Origin of the sequence: Streptomyces sp. NPDC098789 (assembly GCF_044759975.1) — a bacterium.
GTDB lineage: Bacteria > Actinomycetota > Actinomycetes > Streptomycetales > Streptomycetaceae > Streptomyces.
The window spans coordinates 229,858-244,303 of record NZ_JBIWAJ010000015.1 but is presented as its reverse complement, the minus strand read 5'-3'; the positions used below and the strand labels follow the sequence as shown (position 1 = coordinate 244,303).

Annotated in this window: 5 protein-coding genes; 3 read left to right on the top strand and 2 right to left on the bottom strand. The window is 65.4% G+C overall.

The features are described from left to right. Positions 1-75: 75 nt before the first annotated feature. Together ACIQWR_RS28160 and ACIQWR_RS28155 are read left to right on the top strand one after the other, a co-directional pair. Positions 76-591 (top strand): hypothetical protein, encoded by a 516-nt coding sequence (locus ACIQWR_RS28160; RefSeq protein WP_404014999.1) that lies wholly within the window; start codon positions 76-78, stop codon positions 589-591. Between the two features lie 23 nt (positions 592-614). After that, entirely contained in the window at positions 615-998 is a 384-nt protein-coding gene (locus tag ACIQWR_RS28155; protein WP_404014996.1) for a hypothetical protein, read from the top strand. A gap of 81 nt (positions 999-1,079) precedes the next feature. On the opposite strand, the gene ACIQWR_RS28150 is transcribed toward ACIQWR_RS28155, so the two are convergent. Both ACIQWR_RS28150 and ACIQWR_RS28145 read right to left on the bottom strand, forming a co-directional pair. Beyond that, positions 1,080-2,336 (bottom strand): glycosyltransferase family 39 protein, encoded by a 1,257-nt coding sequence (locus tag ACIQWR_RS28150; RefSeq protein ID WP_404014994.1) that lies wholly within the window; start codon positions 2,334-2,336, stop codon positions 1,080-1,082. Between the two features lie 186 nt (positions 2,337-2,522). Continuing rightward, a complete protein-coding gene (locus ACIQWR_RS28145) occupies positions 2,523-5,702 on the bottom strand; it encodes a DNRLRE domain-containing protein (RefSeq protein WP_404014991.1) in 3,180 nt (1,059 codons plus the stop codon). A gap of 460 nt (positions 5,703-6,162) precedes the next feature. Between ACIQWR_RS28145 and ACIQWR_RS28140 the strand changes: the two genes are divergently transcribed. Further along, positions 6,163-13,590 carry a ricin-type beta-trefoil lectin domain protein gene (locus tag ACIQWR_RS28140; protein ID WP_404014989.1) on the top strand — a complete coding sequence of 2,476 codons (7,428 nt, stop codon included), beginning with the start codon at positions 6,163-6,165 and terminating at the stop codon, positions 13,588-13,590. The last annotated feature ends 856 nt before the right edge of the window (positions 13,591-14,446 follow it).

Here is a 14,446-nt window from a genome sequence, read left to right as displayed (position 1 = left end):
GATCCCAGCCCCGCCGGCGGTTGAGGCGTACAGGTGAGACCGTCAGCGAATATGGGGACTCGTCGGGATTGGTGGTTGAAAAACCAGGAGGGTTCCACTGTTGCGGTACCGCCTAAACTGCCTCCCAGTTCGGATCTTTCAACCGGCGATCCCGTCTATTACGGAAAAGGCTCAACGGGCATCGGTTACGACTCCAGCACCATGACGAACCTTGATCTGGTGGCTCCCAAACCTGGGTATCATGATGTAGTTATTCATGGCAACAATCAAGGATACTTCGAACCCGGTCGAATCAACGCTGCCGGCAAGGGATTCTCTGCAGGCAACACCAACCCAACGCACATAGTCGAGGCCATTCAGAACAATCCCAGCTATACCGGAGGTCCGGTTCGGCTTATTTCATGCCGCATGGGGACGGTCGCCGATGGCGTTTTGGAGGTGCCGGCCGCTCAGAGTGTGGCCAACCAGCTGGGAGTCCCTGTACTCGCCCCCACCAACAAGGTTGGCGTACGCGCTCTGGGAGGGCCCGATCAGGTGCCCAAGATCTATGGTGACGGGTACGGGCGCACGTTCCTCCCCATCGCCCACTAGATCGCATGGATGAAAGTGAAATCATGAAGATTCTCGGTTTCTACCAAGAATTTTGGCCTGAAAAGGCCGGCACGCCTGCGGGAGGCATCCGTGACTTCGTCCGGCAGCAGCCATCGGTAGATGAAACCGACGTAGCGCAATATCTAGGAACGGGACACGAACTCGTCGTATTCATGGGGGCAGTCGGGGACATCTTGGGGTCTGACGAGCGCATCCTTGGCGGCGATAACATCGTCACCGACGGAGAGTGGGTCTGGCGCGCGGACCTCGCTTTTTATCTGACGCGCTACCACTTGGAGCTCCCGGAAGAGTTTTTGAACAAGGCTCGGGAAAACCAGTACGTCGTACCGGACGTGGATCGTGACCGACTACTGCACGTCGATGAAGAAGTGGATCTGATCCTTTAGGTCCGTATCGGAATATCGCCGCGATGCGAGGAACCCCGGCCCCGCCGGCGTTTGAGGTACCCCCGGCGGGTGGGCGGTGTGTCAGGGGGAGCGGTTCCAGATGAGGGTGAGGTAGCCGCTGTACAGGGCGGAGACGAGCGTCGCGGATCCGAGGACCCAGTACACCGTCGTCCGGCGAGCTCGCGCGAGGGCGACGGCGAAGGGGAAGAGGAGGGGGAAGGCGGGGAGCAGGAAGCGGGCCTTGGAGTGGAAGAAGCCTGCTCCTCCGACGGCGATGAGCACGAGGACCGCCGTGTAGATCCAGACGGCGGCCGGCGGTCGCTGCCGAGCGAGGAGGACGAGCAGCACCAGCGCGGTCACGACCGTGGCGGACACCACCACCTGGTTGAGCGTGAGGCCGGGCTGGGTGACGAGTTCGCGAAGGCGCTGGGCGGTGTAGACGCCGCCGTCGAAGGTGGAGCCCCACTGGCTCTGTTCGACGAAGTAGCCGTCCCAGCGGCCCATGCGGTGTCCGACCCAGGCGAAGAACGCGAACCAGCCGAGCGGGGCGATGAGTACGGCTGCCCACAGCCGGGCGACCGGCCACCGCGCGCCGCTGCGCTCGCGTCCGGTGAACAGGGCCCACAGCGCGCACAGGACGACGGCGGCCACGACGGCTGCGCCCGACGGACGGGTGGCCCCGACCAGCAGGGCGAGTACGCCCGCGGTGAGCCAGCGCCGGGTGAGCACGGCGTACACGGCCCAGGCGGCCAGCGCGATGAACACCGGTTCGGTGTAGGCCATGGACAGGACCAGGGCGTGGGGCACGACGGCGTAGAGCGCGACGGCGTAGAAGGCGACGCGGGCGTTGTAGAGCTTCTCCGCGACCGCGAAGATCCCCCAGGCGGCGAGCAGGGAGGCGACGAGGGAGATGGCCCAGCCCGCCCAGTCGGCCGGCGCTCCGGTTACGGCGGACAGCCCGCGCGTCAGCAGGGGATAGACGGGGAAGAAGGCGAGCTTGCAGGTCGGCCCGCCGATGTGGCAGGCGGGGACCATGGCGCTGGCGTACCCGTGGTCGGCGATGTTCAGGTAGTAGACCGAGTCCCAGCGCGTCGCCAGGATCTCGTGCAGGCCGATGCCCTTGCGGTGTCCCCAGAGCCCGACGACACCGACGCCGACCAGGCGGAGCGCGAGGTGTACGAGCAGCGCGCTCTGGGCCCTTCGCCACGAGGCCAGCACGTGGCGCGGTAGCTGCTTTCCCCGGGGGCCGTCACCATTACCGGCTCTGGGCGCGCGGCGGGCGCGGGGTGCCCGGTGCGGCCGGTCGAGGGTGTCGACGGGTATGTGGGGTGCTGACACTGGCCGTCCTGGTTCCTTGCTGAGGGTGGGGCCCACACCTACCTCCGGGTACGGAGAGGCCGTCCGGCCGGCGAGCCGGGTGGCGGGGAGTGTGCGGCGGGTCGTGGAGGTCGCGCTCACGGGAGTGCCCCACCGAGGCTTTCCTCGGTGGGGCACTCCTGTGGGATCAGGGCTGCGTGGTCGTGATCAGCCGATGGCGGGGAAGGTGTTCCAGCCGTCCTCTCCGACGTTGCCACCGGTTCCGACGGCGGGGCCGCCGAGGGCTGCGGTGCCGCCCTTGTAGAGGTAGAGCATGCCGTTGCTGTTGGTGAGGTAGAGGTCGGGGATGCCGTCGCCTGTGACGTCGGGGACGCCGCGGAGGAGGGGCCAGGTAGCGCGGTTCCAGCCGGTGGTGCCGTAGGTGATGTCCTTGGCCCCGTTGGAGGCGGCTTCGGAGGCGAGGGAGGTGAGGTCGACTCCGCCGCTCGCGCCGGGCTTGCCCTTGCGCAGGGCGAGGCCGCGGTTGGCCATGGACTCGTCGCGGAAGATCAGGTCGGCGACGCCGTCGCCGGAGACGTCGCGGACGCCGACGATGTCGCGCTGCTTCCAGCCGGCGCCGCCGATCTGCTTGACCGTGGAGAAGCTGGCGCCGGTGTAGCCGGTGAAGGCCCAGAAGGTGTCGCCGTCATCGCCGAGGGCGAAGAAGTCGGGCATACCGTCACCGGTGACGTCCTCGCCCCCGATGATCTGGGTGAGGGTGGCGATGTTCGGGGATCCGGCGGGGAGCAGGATCTCCAGGCGGCGGCTGATGTCGACGTGGCCGAGGCCGTCGCCGGGGTAGAGGTAGAGCTTGCCGTCGGGCATCCGGGCGACGAGGTCGGTGAGGCCGTCGCCGGGGAACAGGTCGGTGGAGTGCGTGATCAGCGCGCTCTTGCCGGTGGCCGGGTCCTTCCAGTAGCCGGCGGGCACGGGCTTGCCGGCGTCGGTGGCGCCGGGCAGCCAGCCGTCGATGTCGCCCGTCTTGTCACCCGCGTAGGTGCGCAGGTTGCCCGCCGGGTCGATGGCGAAGGTGTCGGTGTAACCGTCCCCGGTGACGTCACCCGGCTTGTCCTGACCGGCGTTCGGGCGAACGTAGAAGAGGTGGGTGGTGGTCGTGGAGACGTTCCCGGCCTTGTTGACGGTGCGGACGTAGAGGATGTTCGGGCCGGTGTTGTCGGGGGTGATGTCGAGGGTGACGGCGTCCTGGCCGGCGGCGGGGACGGCCTTCGTATTCATGCCGGAGCGGTTCAGGCTCCACTGGTACTCGCGGATGTCGGCCGCTGCGGTGCCGCCGCCGGTGACGGTGATCTTGCCGGGGCCGAAGGGGTTCTTGCTCCACTCGGCGCCGTCGGGACCGGGCGCGGGGAAGTCGTCGGAGCGGACGGCCGGGGGGTTGGGCGCGGTGTGGTCGACGGTGAAGGTGCACCATCCGCCGCCGCCGGAGTCGTTGGGGCCGCTGCCGGACCACCAGCCGTCGGCGTCGATGGCCTGGGCGAGCCAGTAATACGTTTTGCCGGGGGTGAACTTGTCCCAGGCGATCTCTGCGGTGGCGACGCCGTCGCTATTGGTGTTCCTGGTCTCACCGGGCAGGGACTGGGTGCCGTCGGCGGACCAGACGCGGAACTGGATCTGCTTGAGGTTGCCGTCGCCGTCGGTCGCCTTGGTCTGGAAGGTCACGTTGGTCTTGCCGACCTTGGTGAACGGCGCACGGGTGGTGCACGCCCCGCCGGGGAAGGTGCTCATGTTCGCCTGGACCGGGGTGTCCGGGGGCTTGTTGTACTCGACCTCGATGAACGGGGCGCTCTCACCGTTCGCCTGGAACTTCTTCCAGAGGTACGGATCCGACTCATTGGGCGAACGGAGCGCGATGCCCACGGCGGGCCACTTGTTGGTGGCGGCGCGTTCGGCGACGCTCTTGATGTCGACGCCGACCCAGTTGTCCGGGCATTCGCTCTTGTAACCGAACGCTGCGCTGCCGGTAGCGATGCGGCTGCTCCAGAAGCCGTCGTTGTTGGTGTTGTTCCATGTGGTGGAGCTGCTGATGAGGGAGGTGAGGTATACGTCGAACGGTTTGGGCTCGCAGGACCACGAGTACGTTTCAAGAGCCCGCAGATATGCGGACTTGATGACGGCGCCGTTCAGGGCCGTGTTGAATTCGAAATTGAATACGGAGCGCGATGTGCCGCCGGATGAGGATTCATATCCGACGCGGGCCTCGCTTGCGCCGCCCGCGTTGTAATTCTGCCCGTTGTAGAAGCTGGAGGACCCTTCCGTCTTGTAGAGGAGGGTCCAGGCCTGCTTGTGGCCCTTGAAGGAGGGGTCCACGAAGACGGGGTAGACGGTGTCGGCATCGGTGAAGAGCCGGGTGTCGGGCTTGATGCTGAGGGTGCTCTCGCCCCCACCGGTCAGCGCCGTTTTGGCCACGGCGGTGTGGGCACCTTCGGCGCCGCGGATGCCGGGCAGGCCGAGCGAGGGGTGGTCCTTGGCCGCCGGCCCGGGGGTGGGCTTGGCCTCGCCCTCTGTGGTGGCGACCTTGCCGGCGGAGTCCCACATGTAGGGGGTGGGGGCGCCGGCGATCTCCGTGTTCTCGGCGTTGCGGGCGCTGACCGCGCCGGACGGCTCGTCGAGGACGAAGGTGAGGTCGGGGGAGGAGAGGCGGTAGTTCAGCTCGCCGAGCAGGGGGTCGGCGGCGGCCTGCTTGTCCTTGACGATGACCAGGTGCGAGTACCCGCCGTCCTGGGCCGTCATCAGCAGGTCGATGCCCGGGCGGATGTTCTCGTACAGCGCGCGCGGACCATCGATGACCGGCTCGGGCAGCGCTCCGGGCCAGCTCACGGCGACGTCGTGGCCGTCGACCGTGAGGCGGACGAGCTCGCTCCAGGCGGTGTCCGGGGCGGGGGCTTTGAACGCGGCGGGGGACAGAGTCCCCCGCGAGAGGGAACGCGAGGCCCGCTGGCCATCCGTTCCGTTTCCGGCAGCGGCCTTGCTGCCCGCGCTAAACAGCACCCGGCCGTTCACCGCCTTCGGCGCGTAACCGTCCTCCACCCGCTGCAGGTTCGTGTCGATCGGCTTCCAGTCGTCACCGACCTTGGCTCGAATCGCACTGTTGAACACCCGCGCCTTGAACGTCCCACCCGGCTGCGCCCAGGTCGTGGCGTTCGCCGTCCGCTCGGCGGTGACCTCGACCTCCTTGCCGGACTCCTTCGCCTGCTGGCGCGCCTGTGCCGCGGTGACCGGCTTGCCGGGCTCGACCTGCGGCTTCGCGTCGGACTCGGGCGCGCTCTTCGTCAGCTGGAATCCGACGGGCACGGCGACGGCTACGGCCAGCAGCGCGGCCAGCGCGCCCACGGCTTTGCGGCGCTTGCGTGGGCGAGGTGCGGGCGCGTCATCTCCCTTACTGGACGGCGGATTTGGCGGATTCTCATCCGGCGATTCGGTAATGGGCACGGTGCACTTCTCCCCCCTCGGGCGCGCGGCTGCGACACCCTCGGCACTAGCGATAATTCAGCCATGTAGGCCGGTAATGAAGGGTTCGCTCCCCACTCGCCCTTCGCACATAAATGTGCGAGGTGAGCATGAATCATCGCGCCCGTTTCGTCACCCTCGGAGGTGTCGCGAGGGCGACTTGAATGGGGTGCTATATCCCGTTTAATGCCATATTTGGTGAGCGTAAAGTGATCATGGTCACATTGGCGATTGGGGTGTGGATTTATTGCCGTCTGCACACGCAGAATCAACTGCAAATCTGTCAGTTTCCTGTGACCCGTGCGTCGTGTGCGTGCCGGTGCGCAGATCGTGGGGGGGCCACATGTCGCCGTTCTCGGCGAACAACTTCCGCCTGCCCAGAAATGGGAAGGCGAGTGCCGTGCGCGGTCGCATGGCAAGACGCACCGGGGTCGTCCTCTCGGTGCTCCTCGTCGCCGGGCTCTTGCCCAGTGCTGCTTGGGCGGCGCCACCGGGCGACCGCGGGATCGAACTGCCCGGTCTCCAGAAGGAGATGAAGGCCAAGCTCGACAAGGTCGCAGCCGCGAAGCTGGAGGGCTGGGACGGCGCGCCCGTGCAGCCGCCGGCCGGCTACGAGCCGTCCAAGGTGGCTCCACCCGCAGCTGGTTCGGCCGATGTCGCACTGAACCCGGGCAGCGGGGGCCAGTTGGTGCAGGCCGGCACGCTTCCGGTGAGCATCGGCAAGGCCTCGCCCACCGAGTCGAACCCCACCCCGGCAGAGCCATCGGGAACCTGGGGCGTCTCCGTCGAGGCACGCCCGGCCACCGAGGCCGCCGCCGTCGACGGCGCGATCATCAAGGTCACGCCCCCGGCGACCGGCTCGACGCCCGTCGACGTCCAGCTGGACTACAAGAAGTTCGAAGACCTCTTCGGCACCGAATGGTCCTCCCGCCTGGAGCTGAAGCAGCTCCCGGAGTGCTTCCTGCGGACCCCGGACGTCCCCGAGTGCACCACGGCGAAGGACGTCCCCAGCACCAACGATCCGAGCACCGGCACCGTCCGCGCCACCGTCGACCCGGCCACCGCGCCGGGCCAGGGCATGCGCACCATGGCGGTCGGCGGCGGAGGCCCGATGGTCCTCGCCGCGTCCGACTCGGGCTCGGGCGCGGGCGGCACGTACAAGGCGACCTCGCTGGCGGCGTCCGGCAGCTGGTCCGCGGGCGGCAGCGGCGGCGGGTTCTCCTGGAGCTACCCGCTGACCGCGCCCGCGCCTCCGGCTGGGCCGGCCCCGAAGATCTCGTTCACGTATTCCTCCCAGGCGGTGGACGGCAAGACGTCCGTCGCCAACGGCCAGGCCTCCTGGGTCGGTGACGGATGGGACTACAACCCGGGTGCCATCGAACGCCGCTACCGCCCTTGTGTCGACGACCTGAAGGCAACGTCGGCCAAGCCCAACAATGACAACAGCACGGACAAGAAGAAGGGTGACCTGTGCTGGGCGGGCGACAACGTGGTGATGTCCCTGGGCGGCACCACCACTGAACTGGTCCACGATGCCACCACTGGTCAGTGGATCCCTCAGAGCGACGACGGCTCAAAGGTCGAGCACAAGTCCGATGCTGCCGTCGCCAATGGCGCGAAGGACGGTGAGTACTGGATCGTCACCACCCGGGATGGGACCCGGTACTTTTTCGGTCGGCATGATGTCGACGGAGCTGGGAGCCGCTCGGTCACGAACTCTGTCCTGACCACTCCGGTCTTCGGCAACCACCCGGGCGAGCCCTGCTATCAGGCCGCGTACGCAGATTCCAGCTGCATCCAGGCATGGCGGTGGAATCTCGACTACGTCGAGGACGTCCACGGCAACGCCATGATCATCGATTGGGCCAAGGAAACCAACAGCTACGCCAAGAACCAGAAGACGAAGGAAAGGGTCACCTACGACCGGGGCGGATATCCGACTCAGATCACGTACGGCCTGCGCTCCGATAATCTGGCCGGCGCTCCAGCGGGCAAGGTCGAGTTCACGGTCGCCGAGCGGTGCATCAAGGAAGGCAAGACGACCTGCTCTGACGCCGAGTTCGAATCGAAGAACTACGAGGAGAAGCAGCCTTGGTGGGATACTCCTGCCACGCTGTACTGCAAGGCTGACGCGAAGGACTGCTACACGTCGTCGCCGACCTTTTGGAGCCGAAAGCGGCTGACCTCGGTCGCCACCTTCGGTCAGCGCACTGAGGGTTCCACCGCCCTCTCGCTGGTCGACCGGTGGAACCTCACTCAATCCTTCCCGAAGCAGCGTACGGACACTCACCCACCCCTGTGGCTGGAGTCCATCACCCGCACCGGTTACGGCGTGGGCAAGGACGAGAACGGCAACCAGCAGAGCACCACGCTCCCGCAGGTCTCCTTCCTCGCCAATGTCAAGGACATGCCCAACCGCGTCGCGACCAGCGCGACCGACGCCACCCCCGACTTCGACCGCTTGCGTGTGGAGACCATCCGCACCGAGACGGGCGGTGAGATCCGCGCCGACTACTCGGCACCTTGCCCGGTCGGAGGAACCCATCCCAAACCGGAGGAGAACACGACCCGTTGCTTTCCGGTCCACTGGTCACCAGACCCGGAGCTGGAGACACCTCCGCTGCAGTGGTTCAACAAATATGTCGTTGACCGGGTGACGGAGAAGGACCGGGTAGCCCGCCAAGACGAGGTGATCACCAACTACACCTACGAAGGTGACGCGGCCTGGGCCAAGGAAACCGACGAGTTCTCCAAGCCCGAATTGCGGACGTTCAGTCAGTGGCGCGGCTATGCGAGCGTCATAGCCAAGAAGGGTGTCACCGCCAACACTGGTGCCGCGGATGCCACCGAAGAGTCCCAGACCCGTACCCGGTACTTCCGAGGTATGTCCGCCGACGCGGGCCGGCCGAAGGTCACGGTGAAAGATTCCACGAACACGGAAGAGCTCGGCGAGGACCTACTCGCGTACCAGGGACAAGCCGCAGAAACAATCACGTACGGTAAAGCGGGCGGAAACGTCGTTGCCCGCGTTCTGACGTGGAAGACCAGTCAGAAGACGGCTTCACGACCGCGCGAAGGCACCACGGCGCTCGAAGCATTCCGGGTCGCCACGCCCCGCACGGACAACATCGAGACGATCAGCGGCGGCGTGACCCGCACCGTCCGAAAGAAGACGACTTTCGACGCCACGTACGGTCTCGCGCTGACTTTGCAGACCGAGGTACTCACGCCCAACGGTACAGGCGGCTGGACTGCTAGCGATCAGCAGTGTGCCACCACTACGTACGTCCACAATCCGGCCAAGTACCTGATCGGGCTGACTCAGCGGGTCCGGACCACAGCGGGAGACTGCTCTCAGTCCGGCACCGGTGCGGTCGTCTCTGACGCGCGCACGTCCTATGACGCGTTGAATGCCTTCGGCACTACACCGGTCAGGGGTCTAGTCTACCAGATCGACACCAACGACGCGGGTGGTACCGGCTGGAGCACCACGGCACGGATGGACTACGACGTCCTCGGGCGCACCACGAAGGTTTACGACGCGTTGGGTAGGGCTACGTCCACGGCCTTCAGCCCGACCAACGGGCCGGCTTTCCGCACCACGGCGATCAACGCCGCAGGGCACGTGACGGTGGCCCAATTCGACCCGGGCCGTGGCAGCGCCCTTGAGACCACGGATGCCAATGGTCGTAAGGTCACGAGGTCGTACGACAATCTCGGCCGGACCACCGCCGTGTGGACGCCGTCGCAGAACCCGGGCAAGGACAAGGCGGCCTACACCTTCGCCTACCAGATTGCCGAGCACGAGCCGCCGGTCGTCACCAGCAGCACCCTCGAGGACAACGGGACATACACCAACTCCGTCGTGATCTACGACGGCCTCCTGCGCCCGCGACAGTCCCAAGCCGAAGCCCTCGGCGGCGGTCGCCTGATCACGGACACCTTCTACAGCGCGGACGGCACGGTACGACAGACCAACAACGGCTACTACGCGGAGGGCGACCCGGACAAGCACATCTTCGTCCCGGAGTCGGTCTTCAAGGTCCCCAACTCCACCAAGACGGCATACGACGGCCTTGGCCGTGCCGTACGCAGCACGACCCTCTTCGCGGACGTACCCCAGTACTCCACCACCGTCCGCTATGAGGGTGACTGGACGCTCGCCCGCACCGGCATGTCGGTCGACGGCCTGACCCCGCTCAAGGGCAGTCGTGCCACCAAGACCGCCACGGACGCCCTCGGGCGCACCGCGCTCGTCCAGTACGCCACGTCCACCGACCTGACGACCTGGAACACCACCAGCTACAGCTACGACACCCGCAACAAGCTCGCCAAGGTCACTGACCCGGCGGGCAACAACTGGTCCTACACCTACGATGCCCGCGGCCGCATGACCGCCTCCAACGACCCGGACATGGGATCGTCGGAGTTCGGCTACAACAACCTGGACCAGCAGATCTGGGCCAAGGACTCCGCCGGCCGCGCCCAGTACACGACGTACGACGTCCTGGGCCGCAAGACCGAGACCCGCGACGACGCCGCCGACGGACCGCTCGTCGCGTCGTGGAGCTTCGACTCCCTCCCGGGTGCCAAGGGCCAGCCCGTCACCTCGACCCGCTACTACGACGGCAAGCCGTTCACCAGCGAGGTCACCGGCTACGACACCGAGTACCGCCCCACCGGCTCCAAGATCACGATCCCGGACGTCCCCGCGGCCAAGGGCTTGTCCGGCACCTATGCCTACGGCACGACCTACACGTCGACCGGCAAGATTCAGTCGACGACCCTCCCGGCCACCCCGGGCGGCCTCGCCGCCGAGAAGCTGATCACCCGCTACAACGGCGACGGCCAGCCGATCACCATGTCGGGCCTGTCCTGGTACACCGCCGACACCGTCTACAGCCCCTTCGGTCAAGTACTCCGTTCGGCGTCGGGATCTGCTCCGCAGCGGGTGTGGACCACTAACAACTACAACGCGAACACCGGCCGCATCACCAACTCGATCACCGACCGGGAGACTGCCAACCCCAACCGGATCAGCGACGTCTCCTACCAGTACGACCCCGCCGGCAACATCACCTCCATCACGGACAGCCAGCCCGGCGCCCGCACCGACCGCCAGTGCTACGCCTACGACCCGATGGGCCAGCTCACCCAGGCCTGGACCGCGAAGACCGAGACCTGCACCGGCCCCTCCCTGAACGACGTCACCCCCGGACCCGATGGTGACGGCTTCTGGCAGTCGTACTCCTTCGACGCCATCGGCAACCGCACCAAGCTCGTCGACCACGACCTGGCCAACGGGGCCCTGGACGACGAGTACAACTACACCTACGGCGTCACGGTCACCGGCAACGGCACCCAGCCCACCACCACGACCCAGCCGCACGCCCTGGCCAAGGTCGACTCGCTCACCCGCAAGCCCGGCTCCACGATCAACGCGCAGTCGACCTACGGCTACGACACCTCCGGCAACACCACCCGCCGCACCATCGGCGGGGACACCCAGACCCTGGACTGGGACCGCCGTAACAAGGTCACCACCGCCACCAGCCCCGGCATCGGCGCCGTCGCCGTCACCGGCCTGTCCGGCAAGTGCCTCGACGTCGACAACGCCAACACCGCCGACAACACCCCCCTCCAGATCTGGTACTGCAACGAGACCCGAGCGCAGCAGTGGCGCCTGACCGGCGACACCGTCCAAGCCCTCGGCAAGTGCCTGACCAACAACGCGGGCAACATCGTTCTGGCCACCTGCGACGGCAGCGACAAGCAGAAGTTCGTCTACCGCGCCGCGGACAAGAGCCTCCAGAACCCGGTGACCGGGCAGTGCGTCGACGTCCCCAACAACAACGAAACCGCCGGCACCGACCTCAAACTGTGGGCGTGCAACGGCGGCGCCAACCAGCAGTGGAGCTTCAACAGCACCACCACCTACCTCTACGACGCCTCCGGTAACCGCCTGATCGAGGACAACGGCAGCAGCCGCACTCTCTACCTCGGCGAATCCGAGATCACCGTCAACAAGAACGGCGACGCCGTCGACGCCGTCCGCTACTACCCCGGCCCTGGCGCCACCACGGTCCGCCGCACCAAGGCCAAGGACACCGGCCACCTCCTGTCCGTCCAACTGCCCGACCACCACGGCACCGCCACCACATCCATCGACCAGTCCACCGGGCAGACCGTCACTCGCCGCAAGTCCGACCCCTACGGCAACCCCCGCGGCGCCCAACCCGCCAACTGGCCCGGCAGCCGCACCTTCCTCGGCACAGGCAACGACGACAACACCACCGGCCTCACCCACATCGGCGCCCGCGAATACGACCCCACCACCGGCCGCTTCGCCAGTGTCGACCCGCTCATAGACATCACCAACCCGCTCCAGATGAACGGGTATACCTACGCCAACGGAAACCCGGTCGGGAATTCAGACCCTTCGGGGCTGCACCTCATCGAAGGGATGAATGACGGCGGCGGTTGGTTCGATAGCGGAGGCAACAACGGCGGCGGCGGAACGAAGACCCTGCAGAACCGCGACGATGCCCGCAGTCGCGGTGATGGCGGACTTAATAGCTTGGAGCAAATCAGGAATACCTGGCATCCGCCGAGGTCGCGCGGGAGGGCCTCATCGAGTTACGCGGGAAGCGGCAGTTCTTCAGGTGGATGCACCTATCCGGCCAGTCAATGTTCAACTGGCGGACGTCAGGAACCTCAGACTTACTACCTTGCCGGCGCGTCGAACAGTGATACGAATTACGCGTCAATGAATGGGAAATGCTCGGGTTGGACTTGCGCTGTCGTGTACGGTGTCGCTTTTGCGGCCCTGGCGGCGGTACTCGCCCCTGTGGCCTTGGCTCTGGCTACGGAATTGGGACCCACCTGCTTGGTTGCTCCCGCGGCGTGCGGTGAATTCGTCGCCGACCTCATGACGGGCGGAGCGTCGGGTGGGAGCCTGATTGCGGGTGGTGGTATTGGCGCCGGCGTCTTGCTTTCCAAGGAGGAGCAAGTCGGAAGCCGGTTCGTTAAGAGCGCCCCGTGCAGCTTCAGTCCTGATACGCCGGTTCTCATGGCGGATGGCGGGACAAAGCCCATCGGGGAAATCGAGGTTGGCGACAGAGTGGAATCTGCCAACCCGGAAACCGGGGACCACCAGGGCACCCGGCGCGTCGATGCCACGATGGTCCACTACGACGAAGACCTCGTCGATTTGGAGGTCCAAGGCGAGACGGGGGAACTTGGCACCGTCCACACCACTTTCAACCACCCCTTCTGGGACGACACCAGCAAGACCTGGATCCCGGCGGGTCAACTCATCCCTGGGCATGCACTCGTAACCGACGAGGGTCGCCCCGCAGTAATCGTGGCGATCGCTGCTCTGGCGACTGCCGCCGATATGTACAACCTGACCATTGCTGACCTGCACACGTACTATGTGATCGCTGGTGCAACTCCCGTCCTCGTCCACAATGCTGACGGCAGTGGCATGATTGGTGCGAATGGCACGCAGATCACGAGTTCGACGGTGTGGCGAGGTCCTAATGGGATGCGTATCGATGTGGAGAATCCCAACCCTGGTGGCCGGCCTGGGCAGATGCATTTGCAGGTTCAAGTCAACGGTATGAAATCATCTGACGCCCCCAAGTATCAGTACAATTTTGATACTGGACAGTTTGATGGATTGCCGAAGAACCTGCAGAAAGAGCTCGCAAAGACTGATATGGCAAAGGGTGTCAAGAAGGGGCTGAGCTTCCTTGGTCAGGTTTGTTAGTCTCGCGCCGGGTGCGGCTGATGGAGTTCATGCAGAGACGGAAGATTTTTGATCGCTGGACTGGATAGGGAAGTGAAGCGAAGTGAAGTTCAATGCGATGTTCTCAGGTCTGGTTCAGCCGGAGTTCCTGGAGCGAGTGACCGAGGGGGACGTCCCGGAGCTATTTAGGTCTGCTCTGGACTCGGGGTGGGTAGCTGACCCTAGCGGGGCCTGGGTTCTTCGGCTCTTCTCTGAGAGTTACAGGGGGAATCGATCATCGTTCACTGACTTGACTGGATACGAAGCCGCTATTAATGGTCGACCCATTCCGGATCTCGACCTATCGGAAGATGATCCGACGCGAAGTGAAACACTGCTTAGGCGAGCCTATTCGTTTGCTCACGGCGCACTCTTTGCTCTGTGTCAAATCTCTAATTCGCCGCCTGGGAGTGCATACATTTCGATCGGCCCCACTTTGTATGACGAGAATGTAGTCACGGGGAGTGTGACATTCTGCATGCGGCATGACGGGGAGGAGCCCTATCTGGCCGACATTTCGAGGATGACTCTGTCGGGCGTTCTCGTGGTAGATTCTGAAGACTGTGTCAGCCCGTTGAAGTAAACGTGCCAGAAGCTCTCGTGGGTTGCAGTACTCTTATTTGAATAGCTCGAGTATGCTGAATTAGGAAAAATTAGAGAAGCCTCGCCAGGTAAGTCCTGGCGGGGTTTCTCGGCGTCTTGCCGGCAGCAGCAACAGCGGATGGGTTTGTGCAAAGTATTTGATCCTAGGTTGTCCTCCTGCGCGACGCTCGAAACTGGGGGAGTGGATACCTGGAGTGCGTCCGGATGGAGCGGTCCGAGCTGATGCGTACCTGGG

Excerpts from the sequence above, each read along its gene's own strand:
- ACIQWR_RS28155 (WP_404014996.1), top strand. The coding sequence starts at position 615 with ATGAAGATTCTCGGTTTCTACCAAGAATTTTGGCCTGAAAAGGCCGGC.
- ACIQWR_RS28140 (WP_404014989.1), top strand. The coding sequence starts at position 6,163 with ATGTCGCCGTTCTCGGCGAACAACTTCCGCCTGCCCAGAAATGGGAAG.